Origin of the sequence: Streptomyces sp. NPDC060049, assembly GCF_042736715.1 — a bacterium.
Lineage (GTDB): Bacteria > Actinomycetota > Actinomycetes > Streptomycetales > Streptomycetaceae > Streptomyces.
The window spans coordinates 33,447-50,614 of sequence record NZ_JBHWVV010000030.1; the positions used below are offsets into that span (position 1 = coordinate 33,447).

13 protein-coding genes are annotated in these 17,168 nt (G+C 71.7%); 7 read left to right on the forward strand and 6 right to left on the reverse strand.

What is annotated here, in order from left to right; genetic code table 11:
• Positions 1-143 precede the first annotated feature (143 nt).
• Positions 144-905: a Mut7-C RNAse domain-containing protein gene (locus tag ACFWBY_RS35435; RefSeq protein WP_385337756.1), complete on the forward strand. Its 762-nt coding sequence runs from the start codon at positions 144-146 to the stop codon at positions 903-905.
• On the opposite strand, the gene ACFWBY_RS35440 is transcribed toward ACFWBY_RS35435, so the two are convergent.
• On the reverse strand, positions 893-1,393 hold the full coding sequence (locus ACFWBY_RS35440) for a hypothetical protein (protein ID WP_385337759.1): 501 nt from the start codon (positions 1,391-1,393) through the stop codon (positions 893-895). The genes ACFWBY_RS35435 and ACFWBY_RS35440 overlap by 13 nt on opposite strands.
• A 221-nt stretch (positions 1,394-1,614) precedes the next feature.
• Here ACFWBY_RS35440 and ACFWBY_RS35445 point away from each other — a divergent pair, with 221 nt between their 5' ends.
• Positions 1,615-2,391: an SDR family NAD(P)-dependent oxidoreductase gene (locus ACFWBY_RS35445; protein WP_385337761.1), complete on the forward strand. Its 777-nt coding sequence runs from the start codon at positions 1,615-1,617 to the stop codon at positions 2,389-2,391.
• 73 nt (positions 2,392-2,464) lie between these two features.
• Here ACFWBY_RS35445 and ACFWBY_RS35450 read toward each other — a convergent pair whose 3' ends face one another.
• The 3 genes from ACFWBY_RS35450 to ACFWBY_RS35460 all read right to left on the reverse strand — a co-directional run bounded on the left by ACFWBY_RS35450 (position 2,465) and on the right by ACFWBY_RS35460 (position 6,600).
• Entirely contained in the window at positions 2,465-3,184 is a 720-nt protein-coding gene (locus tag ACFWBY_RS35450; RefSeq protein ID WP_385409750.1) for a polysaccharide deacetylase family protein, read from the reverse strand.
• A gap of 112 nt (positions 3,185-3,296) precedes the next feature.
• Entirely contained in the window at positions 3,297-5,306 is a 2,010-nt protein-coding gene (locus tag ACFWBY_RS35455; RefSeq protein WP_385337767.1) for a WD40 repeat domain-containing serine/threonine protein kinase, read from the reverse strand.
• 100 nt (positions 5,307-5,406) lie between these two features.
• Positions 5,407-6,600 carry an RtcB family protein gene (locus tag ACFWBY_RS35460; RefSeq protein ID WP_385337770.1) on the reverse strand — a complete coding sequence of 398 codons (1,194 nt, stop codon included), beginning with the start codon at positions 6,598-6,600 and terminating at the stop codon, positions 5,407-5,409.
• 171 nt (positions 6,601-6,771) lie between these two features.
• On the opposite strand from ACFWBY_RS35460, the gene ACFWBY_RS35465 reads away from it, so the two are divergent.
• The 3 genes from ACFWBY_RS35465 (at position 6,772) to ACFWBY_RS35475 (ending at position 10,252) form a co-directional block, all read left to right on the forward strand.
• Entirely contained in the window at positions 6,772-7,623 is an 852-nt protein-coding gene (locus tag ACFWBY_RS35465; protein WP_385337773.1) for a DUF3558 domain-containing protein, read from the forward strand.
• Between the two features lie 149 nt (positions 7,624-7,772).
• The gene (locus ACFWBY_RS35470; RefSeq protein WP_385337776.1) at positions 7,773-8,537 is read left to right on the forward strand and encodes a DUF3558 domain-containing protein; all 765 of its coding nucleotides are present in this window, start codon (positions 7,773-7,775) and stop codon (positions 8,535-8,537) included.
• 128 nt (positions 8,538-8,665) lie between these two features.
• Entirely contained in the window at positions 8,666-10,252 is a 1,587-nt protein-coding gene (locus ACFWBY_RS35475) for a DUF2637 domain-containing protein (RefSeq protein WP_385337778.1), read from the forward strand.
• Between the two features lie 246 nt (positions 10,253-10,498).
• On the opposite strand, the gene lysS is transcribed toward ACFWBY_RS35475, so the two are convergent.
• Positions 10,499-12,238, reverse strand: coding sequence for a lysine--tRNA ligase (gene lysS / locus ACFWBY_RS35480; protein ID WP_385337780.1), 1,740 nt, complete (start codon positions 12,236-12,238; stop codon positions 10,499-10,501).
• Positions 12,239-12,406: 168 nt separating this feature from the next.
• Between lysS and argS the strand changes: the two genes are divergently transcribed.
• On the forward strand, positions 12,407-14,191 hold the full coding sequence (argS, locus tag ACFWBY_RS35485) for an arginine--tRNA ligase (protein ID WP_385337783.1): 1,785 nt from the start codon (positions 12,407-12,409) through the stop codon (positions 14,189-14,191).
• 96 nt (positions 14,192-14,287) lie between these two features.
• Here argS and ACFWBY_RS35490 read toward each other — a convergent pair whose 3' ends face one another.
• Positions 14,288-16,024 (reverse strand): FG-GAP-like repeat-containing protein, encoded by a 1,737-nt coding sequence (locus ACFWBY_RS35490; protein WP_385337786.1) that lies wholly within the window; start codon positions 16,022-16,024, stop codon positions 14,288-14,290.
• A gap of 235 nt (positions 16,025-16,259) precedes the next feature.
• On the opposite strand from ACFWBY_RS35490, the gene ACFWBY_RS35495 reads away from it, so the two are divergent.
• A complete protein-coding gene (locus tag ACFWBY_RS35495; RefSeq protein WP_385337869.1) occupies positions 16,260-17,057 on the forward strand; it encodes a VOC family protein in 798 nt (265 codons plus the stop codon).
• The last annotated feature ends 111 nt before the right edge of the window (positions 17,058-17,168 follow it).

A 17,168-nucleotide genomic window follows, 5' to 3' on the forward strand; every position in this document is an offset into this window, starting at 1 on the left:
TTGGCAGACCCGAGCCACATCCGGCCGGCGGCCGCACCGAAGCCGCGACCATTCCCGCGACCGCCGCCGCGAGCTCCGCGGCGAGGGGCCGGGGCCCCGAAAATCCGCCGCCGCGACCCGCCGGGCAGTGGCATGCTGGGCCCGTGAACGGACCCGGCATTGAGCTCACCCTCGCCCCTGAACTGCACGTGTTCGCCGCGCCGGCCCGGCGCGGCGTACGCGTGGCGACCGCGACCGACGGCGTCTCCAGCCTCGGCCACGTCGTCGAATCGACCGGCATCCCGCTCACCGAGGTCGGCCGGATCCTCGTCGACGGCACCGAAACGCCCGTCTCCCACGTCCCGCTGGCCGGGGAATCCGTCGAGGTGTTCGCCGTCGACCGCCCCCAGCGCGTCCCCGGCGTCCCCGACGCGGCCCCGCTGCGCTTCCTCCTCGACGTCCACCTCGGAACCCTCGCCCGCCGCCTGCGCCTGCTCGGCGTCGACGCGGCCTACGAGAACGAGGACATCGGCGACCCGGCCCTCGCCACCCGCTCCGCCACCGAGCGGCGCGTCCTGCTCTCCCGCGACCGCGGACTGCTGCGCCGCCGCGAGCTGTTCGCCGGCGCGTACGTCTACAGCGACAACCCCGACGAGCAGGTCCGCGACGTCCTGGGCCGCTTCGCACCCGCCCTCGCGCCGTGGACACGCTGCACGGCGTGCAACGGCACCCTGCGCGCCGCCGACAAGGACAGCGTCGGCGACCGCCTGGAGCACGGCACGCAGCGCTCGTACGACGTCTTCGCGCAGTGCGTCGACTGCGAGCGCGTCTACTGGCGCGGCGCCCACCACGCCCGCCTGGAGAAGATCGTCGACGAGGCCCTCGCCGAGTTCGCCCCGGGCGCCGAGCACGCTCAGAAGGCGTAGCTGTCGCCCGTCTCCAGGGCCAGCACCACGTGCTCGTTGTTGGTGCGGTTCCGGTCGGCCGCGCCGCCGTCCCACCACGTGTCGACCCGTACCACCACCTCCCGCGCCGGCTCCCTCAGGTCCAGCACCAGCCCGAGGTGCCGACCGCGTCCGTGCGGCGGCAGCGCCCCCGTCTCGCACACCACCTCGCGGCGGCCGACCCGCGCACAGCCTCCCGCCGGCTCCTGCCGGTCCGCGAGGTCGACGGACAGCCGCAGCCGCAGGGTGGCGTTCGCCAGCGCGGCCGGACCCTCGTTCTCCGGGACCAGCAGGATCCGCAGCCGGCCCCGGGCCAGGGCGACCCTGCCGTGGTACGCCACGTCGGCCTCCGGGCCGCCGCCCGAGGCGTGGGCGATCCCGACGCCCCCGGTGCCACCGGCGCCTCCCGTCCCGCCGAGCAGCACCAGCAGCCCGGCCACCACCACACTCCGTACGGCACCTCGGCGCACCGCCACCACCTCCTGGCGCGGACGCTAGCCATCCCGCCCACCCTCCGGTCGGACCATCACACGAATGAGGGCGAGTCCACCCCTCCATCCGCGCGCACACGCCGTGCGCACACGCCGTGCCTGCCGGTGGTCACGGACGCCCCGAGCGGCCGGTGAGTACCGCCCGACCCCCGCCTATGCTGGCGAGTACTCACCCGTACGCACGCACGAGGAGCCAGCTCATGAGCACGGCCACGGCCCCGGCCGCCACCCGAACCGCCGTCGTCACCGGCGCGAGCAGCGGCATCGGCGCGGCCACCGCCCGCCGGCTCGCCGCGGCCGGCTACCACGTCGTCCTCACCGCCCGCCGCAAGGACCGCATCGAGGCCCTCGCCGCCGAGATCACCGCCGCCGGCCACGAAGCCACCGCCCACGCCCTCGACGTCACCGACCGCGCCGCCGTCGACGCCCTCGCCGCCTCGCTCCAGCGCTGCGACGTACTCGTCAACAACGCCGGCGGCGCCATCGGAGCCGAGCCCGTCGCCACCGGCGACCCCGCCGACTGGCGCACGATGTACGAGGTCAACGTCATCGGCACGCTCAACGTCACCCAGGCCCTGCTCCCGGCCCTGACCGACTCCGGCGACGGCACGGTGGTCGTCCTCTCCTCCACCGCCGGCCACTCCACCTACGAGGGCGGCGCCGGCTACGTCGCCGCCAAGAACGGCGCCCGCGTCCTGGCCGAGACCCTCCGCCTGGAGATCGTCGGACAGCCCGTCCGCGTCATCGAGATCGCCCCGGGCATGGTCAAGACCGAGGAGTTCGCCAAGACCCGCTTCCGCGGCGACGCCGACAAGGCGGAGAAGGTCTACGCCGGAGTGGCCGAGCCCCTCTCCGCCGACGACGTGGCCGACACCATCACCTGGGCGGTGACCCGCCCCAGCCACGTCAACATCGACCTCCTGGTGGTCCGCCCCCGCGCCCAGGCCTCGAACACGAAGGTCCACCGCGAGCTGTAGCCCGCGGGGGTGCTCGCGGGGGTGCTCCCACCGGGCCTCCCACGGGACCTCCCACCCGGCCCTTCCACCGGAGCTACGGAACCAGTCCGGCACTCCTCAGGTGCGGCATCAGGGCCGCCGGCTTCAGCCCGGCGGCCCTCGCCGCGTTCAGGGCCCGCTGCAGGTCCGCGCCGAGCGTCGGCGTGAAGTGCAGCAGCACGATGTCGCCGGCGCGCAGTTGCGGCGTCGCGGGCGTCTCGCCCCACGTCGTGAAGTCGTGCGTCCACGTGATCAGCGCCCTGACCCCGCACGCCTTGGCCGCCAGCCGCACGTCGTCGTTCACGGCCCCGTACGGCGGCCGCAGCAGCTTCGGCTCCCGCCCGAAGGTCGCGGCCAGCTGCTCCCCCGCCCCGCACACCTCCGCGTCCTTGCCTGCGGCGTCGAGCGTGGTCAGGTCGGCGTGGTTGACCGTGTGGTTCTCCACGCTCACCCGCCCCTGCTCGGCGAGGTCGGTGAAGTACCGGGCGTCGTACGAGGTCGCGCCCGGCAGGAGGAACAGCGAGACGGGAATCCGCCGGTCGACGAGGGCCTGCGCGACGGCGGTGTCGTGCACCCAGCCGTCGTCGATGGTGATGAACACGACCTTCTCGCCGGTCGGCACGTGCGACACGACGGGCGGCAGCCCGACCCCCCGCCCGTCGACCGAGCCGGCCCGCGCGGCCCCGGCCGCCCCGACGGCATCGGCGGTCCCCGCGGCCGCGAGAGTGAGCGACAACGACGCGAGCGCGGCAAGAAGCACGCGGGATCTCCCCATGCCGCACACCTTGGTCTAGACCAACTCTCCCCGTCAATCCCCTTGCTTGGGCAGTTTCTTCCGCCGAAAGTGGCTACACCTTGAGGGAGTTGGTGGTGACGAACCGCGAGAACTAGACCTTGATCGGCCAGACGACGAGGGTCTTGGCGGTGGCAGCAAGGGCCTTCCCGTCCGGGCTGAAGGCGACGCAGGTGACGGCGCCGTCGGCGCCGGTGGCGCGGACGGCTACGCTCCGCTTGGAGCCGGTGTCCCACAGGGCGACCGCGCCGTCCTTGAAACCCCCCGCGAGGGTGCCGCCCGGACCGAACGCTATGCAGGTGACGCCCGACGATGGGCCCGCGAGCGTTCCGGTGGCCGTGCGCGATCCGACGTCCCACAAGGTGATCAGCCCATCACTGCGGAGGTTCGCCAACGTCCTCCCGTCCGGACTGAACGACAAGGAGTGCACCGGCGAGTTGATGTGGGTCAGGGTGACGATCCTCGTGCGGGACGACGCGTCCCACAGTTGGAGCCGCCCGTCCGAGAGGGTGTTTCCGGGGTTGCCGTTGCCGCTGACGGTGGCCAGCACCCGGCCGTCGGGGCTGAACGCGACCTGGGCGACCCAGCTGGTGTCACCAGTGGGCAGGTTGGCGACGCTGTTCCGGCCGGCGAGGTCCCAGAGCCGAATGGCGGGAGCGTCGTACGTTGCCGCGAGCAGCCCGCCGCGCGGGTCGAAGGACACGGAGCCGAGCGAGCCGTTCCACAGCGCCGGGTCGATGTAGGGCAGGGTCGTCTCGGTGCCGTCCGCGACGTTCCACAAGCTGATCGTCCCGTCCCCGTTGGCAACGGCCAGGACGGCCCCGTCCTGCCGGAAGGACACGGAAAGTCCCGCGGTGAAGCGGGGGGCGAAAGCTGTGATCTCCTCCATCGGCTTCGTCCACGGGTTGACCGCCCGGTGCGCGAGGGTCTTGGCGGACGTCCAGGCCGCCGCATCCCAGAGCCTGACGAGGCCGCCCTCGCCCACACTCGCCAGCAACCTGCCGGACGGCGCGAAAGCCGCCGCGAGCGGTATGCCGTCGGCAGCCCCGTCGACCAGCGTCACCGGGCGGCCGATCTCACCGCCGGCGGCCTGCGAGCTCGAACCGGAGGCGGGGTGCGAACCCTGACCGCGCCTGCCACCCGACGGCGATCGCAGTACCAAGCCCACGGGGATCGCCGCCGCCGTCACCACGCCGAGCCCGGCCAGCACGACGGTGCGCCGACTCGGACGCCACTCGGCGGCGGGCTCATCGTCAGGGGCGTCGTGCGGCCCGGTGACCGGCGCCTCGAGCGTCCGGTCGGACGAGAGCACCTGCGCCGCCGTCTTCGCGTCGGGGCGTTCGTCGGGGTCCTTCGCCAGCAGCGCGAGGATCAGGTCGCCCAGGCGGCCGGCATGGAGCGGTGGAGCCGGCTGCTCCAGAACCACCGCGGACATGATCGCGGCCGCCGTCGCCCGGGCGAACGGCGAGACGCCCTCGGTCGTTTCGTACAGGGTGGCGCCGAGTGCGAAGAGGTCCCCGGCCGGCAGGTCCTTCCCACTGAGTCGCTCGGGGGACATGTACGGCAGGGTGCCGATGAGCACCGCTTGCGTGGTGGCGGTGTGCTCCTTGGCGATGCCGAAGTCGGTCAACAGCACAGCGCCGTCGTCGGCGAGCATGATGTTGGCCGGCTTGACGTCGCGGTGCACGATCTCGGCGGCGTGTGCGGCGCTCAGGGCCGCGAGTACGCCGGATGCGATCCGCCCGGCTTCGTCCGCGTGGAGTCTGCCGCGCGCGCGGATCTCCTGCGCGAGGGTGCGGCCGCGGACCAGCCGCATGACGAGCCACGGTTCCCCGGACGCTGTGACGACGTCGTAGACGGCGACGATGTTGGGGTGGTCACGCAGCCTGGCTGCGTGACGTGCCTCGCTCTCGGCCAGTTCCGCCGCTCGGGCGCGCTCCGCGTCGGTCGCGGACCGGTCGATCCGGACTCGCTTGATGGCCACCTCGACGCCGAGCTTCTCGTCGAAGGCGCGCCACACTTGGCCGAACCCGCCCTCCCCGAGCATGGACAGCAGCCGAAACCGGCCCCCGATCACACGTCCCGCTCCCGTCTGCTCGGCCACGGTCCCCCACTCATATGCGCCGAAAGACTCCATCGGCCTGCCCAGGCGGTCGGCAGGCCGATCAAGTACCGTAACACGATGGGCAGTTGGGGCTACACCGTCAGCCCTTGATGCAGATGACCTGCTTGAGCTTCGCGACGACCTCGACCAAGTCCGTCTGCTGGTCGATGACCTGCTCGATCGACTTGTACGCGCCCGGGATCTCGTCCACGACGCCGGAGTCCTTGCGGCACTCCACGCCCTTGGTCTGCTCGGCCAGGTCCCGCGCCGAGAAGCGCTTCTTGGCAGCTGTTCGGCTCATCTTCCGGCCGGCGCCGTGCGACGCCGAGTTGAAGGACTTCTCGTTGCCGAGGCCCTTCACGATGTACGAGCCCGTGCCCATCGAGCCGGGAATGATCCCGTAGTCCCCACTGCCAGCGCGGATCGCGCCCTTCCGCGTGACCAGCAGGTCCATTCCGTCGTACCGCTCCTCCGCCACGTAGTTGTGGTGGCAGCTGATCTCCTGCTCGAAGGAGACCTTCGCCTTGCGGAACTCCGTGCGGATCACTTCCTTGGACAGACTCATCATCACGGCACGGTTGTACTTGGCGTACTCCTGCGCCCAGAAGAGGTCCTCACGGTAGGCACGCATCTCGGGCGTCGCCGCGAGGAACACGGCGAGGTCCCGGTCGACCAGCCCCTGGTTGTGCGAGAGCCCTCGGGCCACTCCGATGTGGAAGTCGGCCAGCTCGTTGCCGATGTTCCGGGAACCCGAGTGCAGCATGATCCACACCGAACCGGACATATCGAGGCAGAGTTCCCAAAAGTGGTTGCCCCCACCCATTGTTCCCAATTGCCTCATAGCGCGCTCGTGCCGGAACTTTACCGCGTCCGCGAGGTAGTCGAAGCGCTTCCAGAGGTCCTCGTACCCATCGACCGAGAACCCGTACAGCCGCCCCGGATCCACCGCCTCGCGGTGCATCCCCGCCCCCACCGGGATCGCCCGCTCGATCTGCGAGCGCAGCCCCGACAGGTCCCCCGGCAGGTCGTTCGCCGTCAGGGAGGTCTTCACCGCCGACATGCCGCAGCCGATGTCGACACCCACCGCCGCCGGGCAGACCGCGTCCTTCATGGCGATGACCGAGCCGACCGTGGCGCCTTTGCCGTAGTGCACGTCCGGCATGACGGCCAAACCCTTGATCCACGGCAGGCCGGCGGTGTTCTGCAGCTGGCGCATCGCGCTGTCATCGACCGACGCCGGGTCGGTCCACATCCGGATGGGAACCTTCGCCCCGGGCACCTCTACGTACGACATTTTGGCCTCAACACCCCGTTAACCACAGAAAAGTCTGGATACGCAAAAAGCCTCGCTCATGGTCCCAAATACGACAGGAGACCGGCGCCAGCACCAGCGTGTGCGATAGACATTGTGTCCATCCGCGCCCCAGCCGCGGCAACGCATTTTCCCGAAGGGAGCCGGTGGAACGTGCAGCGCAAGACGGTACGTGCAGCCCTGCCAGGCATCGTGGTGCTCACCGCCCTCACCGTCGGCCTCACCGGGTGCACCGACGGCGGCGGAGCCGGGACCACCAGCGACGCGAAGGCGGGCGGAAACGCCGGTACGGTCGCACAGCCCGGCAAGTACCGCAGTCTGCCCATGCCGTGCAAGGCCGTCGACCCGAAGAAGGTCAAGGCGATGCTCCCCGTCGCCGACGCCCTCGCCCCCGAAGCCCGTGAGGCGCTGTACGCCGGCGCAGCCGACGCCTCGTACGACGCCGACCGGCGCGTCGGCTGCCGCTGGACCGCGCAGACGCCGACGGAGACCCGGCTGCTGTCGGTGGGCTTCGAGCGCGTGGTCTCCTACGACCGGGCCACCACCAGCGACGACGACAAGGCGCGGCAGGTCTACATCCGCCAGCTCACCGCGGCCCACCTCCCCGTCCCGGGCCCGGTCAGCACCCCGACACCCACGCCGACACCCACGCCGACGCCCTCGGCCGCGTCCTCTCCCTCGCCCACCGCGACAGCGGGCGGCACGGCCACCGGTCCCGGTGCGGGCGCCGGCCCCTCGCCGTCCTCCTCCGTCCCCGTCGAGCTCGGCTCCCGCGTACTGGAAGGGCTCGGCAACGAGGCGTTCGTCGACGACAAGCTCAGCGCCGCCGGCGCCACCGCCGCCCAGGCGCGGACGGTCCGCATTGTGTTCCGTACCTCGAATGTCATCGTCACCGTCGAGTACAGCGTCCAGCCCGCGCTCCCCGGTGCGGTCCCGTCCAGCGCGGAAACGCAGGACAGGGCACGGCAGTTGGCACAGGCTCTCGTCGAGCGGTTCGACGAGTAGCGGCCCGCACCCCAAGGGGGCGCACGGGCCCGTGGTGACGGCGCGCACAGCAGGCGGGCGCCGGGGCGGGCTACCGTTGCTCGGGTCCCGCGCCCGCCACGGGGCCGCTCGGCCGGCCCGCAAGCAGCCCCACAACGTCTGAAGGAATCATGCACCGATCAGCCTCGCGTCTCACCCGCGTCCTCGCCTGCGCAGCCGTTCCGGTGATCCTCACGGTCGCCGGCTGCTCGTCCGACTCGGGCAAGGACTCGGGCTCCGACAGCGGCAAGACGTCCGATTCGTCCTCGTCCGCCAAGCCCAACTCGAAGGGGTCCGCCGCGCCGGAGAAGGCCGTGTACTCCACGCTGCCTGAGCCGTGCAAGACGGTCGCCGCGAAGACCATCGAGACGATCGTCCCGAAGGCGAAGGACGGCAACGGCACGGCCGCCAAGTCGAACGACCTGGCCAGCCGCGCCAGCTGCTCCTGGAACGGCCTGGAAGAAGCCGGCCTGAAGGGCTCGCAGTACCGCTGGCTCTCGATCTCCCTCGTCCGCTACGACTCCCTCGCGTCGGTCGGCAACGGCAGCAAGCGCGCCGAGGTCGAGTACGCCAAGCAGGTCGAGAAGGCGAAGGTCGTCGAGGGTGCGGAGAACATGAAGCCGGAGGCGGCGGGCGGCATCGGCGACCAGGCCACGTCCTACACCTTCACCACCAAGAAGGACGGCGACTTCTCCAACACGACGGTCATCGCCCGCTCCCACAACGTGATCATCACCCTCGACTACAACGGCGCCGCCTACGAGGGCGCGGACGCTCCCGACCACGCGAAGCTGCTCGCGGACGCGATCGCGGCGGCGAAGGAGACCGTGGCGTCGGTCGAGGCCGCCAACCAGCCGAAGCAGCCGGAGCAGCCGCCCGCGCCGTCGAACTCCTAGGGCGCGTCCCCGGCCGAGAGGTGACCAAGAGGTGACCGGACCGCTGACGTCCGGTCACCCGTACGCGCGTACGCTGTGCCTGCCGTAGCTCGACTGGGGTACATGGGCACAAGGGAAGGGGATCGCGGGTGGCCGCGATGCAGCTGACTCGTACGCACCGGATATTGATCGGTGTCGTGGTCGCCGGAGCCGTCGTCATCGCCGGGATCGGCTTCGCCGGCTCGTACTCCGCGGTGCGCGCGCTCGCCCTGCAGAAAGGTTTCGGCAGCTTCTCGCTCGTCTTCCCGATCGGCATCGACGCCGGCATCTGCGTCCTGCTGGCGCTGGACCTGCTGCTGACGTGGATCCGGATCCCGTTCCCGCTGCTGCGCCAGACGGCGTGGCTGCTGACGGCCGCGACGATCGCCTTCAACGGTGCGGCGGCCTGGCCCGACCCGCTCGGGGTCGGCATGCACGCGGTGATCCCGATCCTGTTCGTGGTCACCGTCGAGGCCGCCCGCCACGCGGTGGGCCGGATCGCGGACATCACCGCGGACCGCCACATGGAGGGGGTCCGCATCACGCGCTGGCTCCTGTCGCCGATCCCCACCTTCAAGCTGTGGCGCCGGATGAAGCTGTGGGAGCTGCGCTCCTACGAGCAGGCCGTCGGCATGGAGCAGGACCGCCTGATCTACCAGGCGCGCCTCCAGGCCCGCTACGGCCGCTTCTGGCGCCGCAAGGCCCCGGTCGGCGCGCTGATGCCGCTGCGCCTGGCCCGCATCGGCGTCCCCCTCTCGCAGACGGCCCCCGAGGGCCTGGCCGCCGCGGGCATCGACCCCTTGCTGCTGCCTCCGGCGGCGGCGGAGGTGGCGGGGATGACGTCCCCGGCCCTGCCGCCCGGCTCCCGGTTCCCCGGGGGCCACGGCCCGGCGGAGGTCGCCGGTGGCGTCGGTGTCGCCGCCGCGCCCGCGGACGGCACGGTCCCCGCGGTCAGCACGGTCCCCGCGGGCAGCACCGCGCCCGCGGACCCGGGCGCCCTCGCCGCGGCCGCGCCGCAGGCCCAGCTGCCCGCGCAGTCCCAGGCGCAGTCCCAGGCGCAGGCCGTCGGCCCCGCGGGCGAAGCCCTGCCCGTGGGCCCGCAGGCCGCGGGCCCGGGCATGCCCGAGCCCGTGGCGCACACGCACTCGGGCCCCCACCCCGGCCCGCAGTGGGAGGGCGAGCCCGGCGGGCCGGGCCCGCAGGGCGTCCACGCCGCCGCCCCCTTCGCGGTGGACCCCACCGCCATGCCCGCCGCGCACAACAGCGCCTGGTTCGCGGCGCCCCGCGCGCCGCAGGCGGCGTACGAGGGCGGCTACAGCCCGCACCTGGTGGAGGGCGTGGAGCCCACCCCGGTGACGCCCCCGACGGGCCCGGAGGCCGCGGACCAGGAGCTTGCGGTACCGGCTTCCCGCCGTGGGCAGGAGTCGGCGGACGCCGGGTTCGAGGCGGTCCCGTTCGACGAAGTCCCCTTCGACGAGGCCCGGTTCGACGAGGTGAAGTTCGCCGAAGCGGCGTACGAGGTCTTCCGCGGGTACATCGAGGAGAACAACCAGGTGCCCACCCCCGAGCAGGTGGACATATACCTCTCGGACCGCCACGGGATCGTGCACCCGCGCAGCGCCTCGATGATCCGCCGCATGATGCCGGACCTGAAGCAGCGCTACCAGCAGGACCTGCAGAACGAGCACATCGCCTAGTGCTGTGGCCGGGAAGGTGTGCCGGGTCGCGGTGTTCGGTGCGGTGCAGCGCAAGGCGGAGGGCCACGGCTCGTACTGGACGTACCGCCGTGGCCCGACAACGCGGCGAGGTGCCGTGCCGGGCGGCGCGACCCGGTGGACCTTCCCGGTCACAGCACTAGACGTCCCGCCCCCACCGCACGTGCGCGAGGGCCCGCACCCCCCGGTCCCCGGGGTGCGGGCCCTCGCGCGTGTCGTGCGGTCGGCTCAGACGGCGAGCAGCTTGCGCACGCGGTCCGCTCCCACCGCGAGGAGCAGCGTGGGCAGGCGCGGCCCGGTCTCGCGCGTCACGAGCAGGCGGTACAGGAGCGCGAAGAACGTCCGCTGCGCGACCTTCAGTTCGGGCGTCGGCTTGGCGTCGGGCTCCAGTCCGGCCATGACCTTCGGGACGCCGTAGACCAGCGTGGTCAGCCCGTCGAGCGACCAGTGCGAGTCGAGGCCGTCCACGAGCCGCCGCAGCGACTCGCGGCCCTCGTCGTCGAGGGACGACAGGAGTTCCACGTCGGCTTCTTCGCGCACGAGCGTCCGCTGGTCGGCGGGCACCTGGGTGGTGATCCAGTTCTCGGCGCGGTCCAGGCGCGGGCGTACCTCGTCGAGGGAGGTCAGCGGGCGCTCCGGCTCCAGGTCGCTCAGGATGCGCAGGGTCTGCTCGTCGTGGCCGGCGGTGATGTCGACGACGGACGCGAGGGTCCGGTACGGCATCGGGCGCGGGGTGCGCGGCAGCTCGTGCGAGGCGACGCGTACGGCGCGGGAGTGGGCGGCGGCGTCGGCGGGCAGGACCGAGCCGTCCTCGACCTTGGCCTCCAGCTTGTCCCACTCGTCGTAGAGCCGCTGGATCTCCTGGTCGAAGGCGATCTTGAAGGACTGGTTGGGGCGGCGGCGCGCGTAGAGCCAGCGCAGCAGCTGGGGTTCCATGATCTTCAGCGCGTCGGCCGGGGTCGGGACCCCGCCCTTCGACGAGGACATCTTGGCCATGCCGCTGATGCCGACGAACGCGTACATCGGTCCGATCGGCTGCTCGCCGCCGAAGATGTGCACGATCTGCCCGCCGACCTGGAAGGAGGAGCCGGGCGAGGAGTGGTCGACGCCCGAGGGCTCGAAGATCACGCCCTCGTAGGCCCAGCGCATCGGCCAGTCGACCTTCCAGACGAGCTTGCCGCGGTTGAACTCGCTGAGCTTGACCGTCTCGGTGAACTCGTCCTCGGTGCAGACGTAGGTCAGTTCGGTCGTGTCGTCGTCGTAGGACGTCACCTTGGTGAAGTCCTTGCCGCACTGGCCGCAGTACGGCTTGTACGGGAAGTACCCGCCCTCGCCGACGCTGCCGTCGTCCTCGGCGGCGGCGCCCGAGCCCTCGGCGGCTTCCAGCTCGGCCTCGTCGACCTGCTTCTGCTGGGGCTTCTTGCCCGCGCCCGGCTTGGCCTTCGTCCGGTACTGGTCGAGTACGGCGTCGATGTCGCCGCGGTGCTTCATCGCGAAAAGGATCTGCTCGCGGTAGACGCCGGTCGTGTACTGCTCGGTCTGGCTGATCGGGTCGTACTCGACGCCCAGTTCGGCCAGGGCCTCGACGAAGACGGCCTTGAAGTGCTCGGCCCAGTTCGGGTACGCGGAGCCGGCCGGGGCGGGCACGGCGGTCAGCGGCTTGCCGATGTGCTGGGCCCACGACTCGTCGATGCCGGGGACGCCGGCCGGGACCTTGCGGTACCGGTCGTAGTCGTCCCAGGAGATGAGGTGGCGGACCTCGATGCCCCGGCGGCGGATCTCGTCCGCGACCAGGTGCGGGGTCATGACCTCGCGGAGGTTGCCCAGGTGGATCGGGCCGGAGGGGGAGAGGCCGGACGCGACGACGACGGTTTTGCCCGGGGCTCGGCGCTCCGCCTCGGCGATGACCTCGTCCGCGAAACGGGAGACCCAGTCGGTCTCGGTGCTGCTCTGGGCGCTCTGAGCCACGACACGTCCTTCTATCTCGAATGCTGGCTGCTGCCATTCTCCCAGACGGAACGGGGAGCTCCGGGGTTGTTTTCTCCCGTGAAAGCGAAGGCACCCGCGTGGGATACTCGGCTCTTGTCGGAACACCCAAGTGCACGCTCAGGCACGACCTCACAGGAACGGCAGCTCATGGCCTCGGTCCCTTCCCTCGCTTCCTCCGTCGATCAGCGCGTCGCCGACGCACTCGCCTCCGCCCTGCCGGACGCCGGTGCGAGCGACCCGCTGCTGCGACGAAGCGACCGGGCCGACTTCCAGGCCAACGGCATCCTGGCGCTCGCGAAGAAGGCCAAGGCCAACCCGCGCGAGCTGGCGACGACCGTGGTCGAGGGCATCGCGACCGGTGACCTGATCCGGGAGATCGAGGTGTCGGGCCCCGGCTTCCTCAACATCACCGTCACCGACCGGGCGATCGTCGAGACCCTGGCCGCGCGTGCCGCCGACGACCGCCTCGGCGTCCCGCTCGCCGCGGCGCCGGGTACGACGGTGATCGACTACGCGCAGCCGAACGTGGCCAAGGAGATGCACGTCGGCCACCTGCGGTCCGCCGTGATCGGCGCCGCGATGGTGGAGATCCTGGAGTTCACGGGCGAGAAGGTGGTCCGCCGTCATCACATCGGCGACTGGGGCACCCAGTTCGGCATGCTCATCCAGTACCTGCTGGAGCACCCGCACGAGCTGGACCACACGTCCGATGACGGCGCCGCCGACGCGGAGGTCTCCGGCGAGGAGGCCATGTCCAATCTCAACCGCTTGTACAAGGCCTCGCGGGTCCTCTTCGACTCCGACGAGGAGTTCAAGACGCGTGCCCGGGCCCGGGTGGTGGACCTCCAGGCCGGCGAGCCGCAGACGCTGGCGTTGTGGCAGCGGTTCGTGGACGAGTCGAAGATCTACTTCTACTCGGTCTTCGACAAGCTGGACATGGACATCCAGGACCCGGATGTCGTCGGCGAGTCCGGCTACAACGACATGCTCGTCGAGACGTGCAAGCTGCTGGAGGAGTCGGGCGTCGCCGTCCGCTCCAACGGCGCGCTCTGCGTCTTCTTCGACGACGTGAAGGGTCCGGACGGCAACCCGACCCCGCTGATCGTCCAGAAGTCCGACGGGGGCTTCGGCTACGCGGCGACCGACCTCTCGGCGATCCGCGACCGCGTGGGCACGCTGGGCGCGACCGAGCTGATCTACGTGGTCGACGCGCGGCAGTCCCTGCACTTCAAGATGGTCTTCGAGACGGCGCGCCGGGCGGGCTGGCTGAACGACGAGGTCAAGGCCGTGCAGCTGGCTTTCGGCACGGTCCTCGGCAAGGACGGCAAGCCGTTCAAAACCCGTGAGGGCGAGACGGTGCGGCTGGTGGACCTGCTGGACGAGGCCGTCGACCGGGCGACGGCCGTGGTGCGGGACAAGGCCGAGAAGATCGGTCTGAGCGAGGCGGAGATCGTCGAGAACGGCCGGTACGTGGGCATCGGCGCCGTGAAGTACGCGGACCTGTCCACCTCGGCCGCGCGTGACTACAAGTTCGACCTGGACCAGATGGTGTCGCTGAACGGCGACACGTCCGTGTACCTGCAGTACGCGTACGCCCGGATCAAGTCGATCCTGCGCAGGGCGGGCGACCGCGAGCCGGTCGCGCACCCGGAGCTGGAGCTGGCGCCGTCCGAGCGTGCGCTGGGCCTGCACCTGGACCACTTCGGCGAGCTCATCGCCGAGGCGGCCGCGGATCACGCCCCGCACAAGGTGGCCGCGTACCTCTACCAGCTGTCCTCGCTGTTCACGACGTTCTACGACCAGTGCCCGGTCGTGAAGCCCGAGCCCGAGCTCGTCGTCGGCGAGAACCGCCTCTTCCTGTGCGAGCTGACCGCCCGCACCCTCACCAAGGGCATGTCCCTCCTGGGCATCCGGACCCCCGAGAAGCTCTGAGGTGTGCGCGGGGGCCGCGGGGAGCACGCTCTGCGTGTTCCCCGCGGCCCCTTCGCGTGTCCGCCGGTCCGCGCGGCAGGGTCCGAAGGAGACGGCTCAGCTGATCGCGCGGATCGTGTTCCAGCCGCTCGGACCGACCGTGGTGCGGGTGCCGTCCACCGGGTTGCCCGCGCCGTTGGTCTCACCGGCGTAGAACATCAGCGTGCCGGTGCCCTCGTTCGTGGTCGCCCACAGGTCCGCGACCCCGTTGCCGTCCGTGTCCCCGGCGCCGGCCAGCAGCGGCCGGTTGACGGTCCCGTAGCCGTGGCCGTACTCGGTGCGCTCGCCGAAGGTGCCGTCGCCGTGGCCCCGGTACAGCCACAGCTTCTCGTCGTTCGCGTCGCGCGCGAACAGGTCGGCGTGGCCGTCGTGGTCGGCGTCACCGGCCGCGCTCAGGCTCATCGGGGACCAGCCGCGCAGGCCGATCTGCACTCCGGACTTCACGCCCGGGTTGGCGGCCGGGTTGCCCGCGTACAGCCACAGCGTGTCGCCGATGGTGGCGATCACGTCCGGGTAGCCGTCGCCGGTGGTGTCGCCGACGCCGACGACCTTGGAGTCCGTGGGGAAGCCGGTGCCGATGCGCACCGGGGAGGCCAGGGTGCCGTCGCCGCGGTTCGGGTAGACGCGCAGTTCGCTGCCGATGCGGGCGACGACGTCCTCGGTGCCGTTGCCGGTCCAGTCGCCGCGGTGGGAGACCGAGGCGCCGGCCCAGCCGCCGCTGCCGATCTCGGCCGGGCTGCCGGTGACGCCGCCGTTGCCCAGGCCGGCGTAGAGGCGGAGCTTGCCCGCGTCGTCGATGGCGACCAGGTCGGACGTGCCGTCGCCGTTCATGTCGCCGGCCGCGGGGGCGCCGCGCAGGACCGCGGTGACGGGGGCGTGGTCGGAGACTCCGTTCGGGGCCGTGCCGGCCTTGTTCGGTGTGGTGTCCATCCGCGCCGCGTCGATGGCGCAGGAGGCGTAGCGGCTCGCGCCGGCCGCCTTGGTGGTGAAGAGGTGGTCGAGCTTGTGCCAGGTGTGGTCGCCCTGGCCGCCGTTGGCCTCGGCGTCCCAGCCGTGGTAGGTGAACCCGTCGATGCAGCTGTCGTAGGCGCTGGTCAGGGGCGCCATCTCGGTCGCGCCGGCGTTGCGGTTGAAGTCGCCGCCGAGGACGAGGCCGCCGGGGGCGTGGGCGTCGGTGAAGGCCTTGACGTTCTTGATCTGTCCGGCGGCGCGGCTCGCGTCCCCGGGGATGATGTGCGTGGTGCAGGGCGTGGTGCTCCAGCCCTCCACCGCCACGCACAGCGCCGCGAGGGTCTGGGCGTCGGCCGGGGAGTCGGGGAGGGTGTCCTCGGCCCACGAGTCGGTGATGGTGCCCTTGACGGCCAGCAGGATGCCGAGTTCACCGGGCAGGCCGGCGCGGCAGTCGGTGCGGCCGTCGGGGCGCGCGCCCTTGGCGTGCCGGATGGACCATTCGGTGCCGAGCCGCTCTTGGAGCAGCGCCATGTGGCTGCCGGGGGCGCCGCCGCAGACCTCCTGCAGCATGACCACGTTGGCCTGCCGCTCGTCGACGACCTTCTTGATCTCGTCGATCTTCGCGGCGGGCTCGTTGCGGTACGGGCAGTAGCCCACGCTTCCCCGGGTGCCGCCGGCCTCTCCGCAGATGTTCCAGGACACGACCCGGATCTCGTTCTGGGCCGGTACCGCGCTTCCCGCGGCCCGGGCCGCGGGCGCCGCGACCAGTGCGGTGCCGAGCGTGGCACCGAGGGCCGCGACGGTCGCCGCCACGGATACGAGCATCCGTACGGATCTCTTCAATTCCCCACCCTTTGATCAGTGTGATGACCGGCGGAACTCCCGCCGGGCGCCCCCATGATCACCGCTCGCCGTCTCCCGGCCGAAGGCGGGGCCCGTGCCGGCCGGTGGCCGTAGGCCTGCGGCTGACGCCCGTGAGCCGCCGGCTTCACCCGTCCGGCCCGCTTGGGGCCCTGGCGCCCGGGTAGGGGACGGCCCGTCCTTCCCCTTCCCACTCCCGGAGGGCCCCGTGCCCGACATGAACAGCCCCTACAAGCCCGGCACCCCCTGCTGGATCGACCTGATGGTCCCCGACCAGCAGGCCGCCCTCGACTTCTACGCCGACCTCTTCGGCTGGCAGGGCGAGATCGGCCCGCCCGAGACCGGCGGGTACTCGGTCTGCACCCTCAAGGGCAAGCCGGTCGCCGGGATCATGAAGGCGATGAACCCGGACGGCACGGTCCCCGACCCGATGCCGCCGACCGTGTGGACCACCTATCTGGCCACCGACGCCATCGACTCCACCCTCAAGTCCGTCACCGACGCGCACGGCGCGGTCGTGATGGGTCCGATGGACGTCATGGACCTCGGCCGGATGGCTGTCGTCACCGACCCGACCGGCGCCGTCTTCGGCCTGTGGCAGGCGGGCACCTTCGACGGCGCGGGCATCGTCAACGAGCACGGCGCCCTCATCTGGAGCGAGCTGAGCACCAGCGACGTCCCCGCCGCGGCCGCGTTCTACACCTCCGTCCTGCCGGTCACCACGGCCGCGTCCGAGATGCCGGGCACCGAGGGGTACACGGAGTTCAAGGTCGGCGGCCGTGCGGTGGGCGGGATGATGGACCTGAAGAACCTCCCGCCGGGCACCCCGCCGAACTGGCTCGCGTACTTCCACGCCGACGACGTGGACGAGGTCCAGGCCGCCGCCGTCCGCGCCGGCGCCTCGGTCCTGATGCCGGCCTTCGACATGGTGGCCGGCCGCATGGCCGTCCTGGCCGACCCGCAGGGCGCGCCCTTCGCGGTGATCACGGCGACGGCGCCGGAGCAGCCCGCCTGACCTTGCCGCCGCACGCGGCGGCAAGGAAGCCCGTCGTGTGACGGGGCCCACAGGGAACGTTTCCCCTGTGGGCCCCCTCCTTGGTGTGCCGGAACGTTCGACCACCGAGGG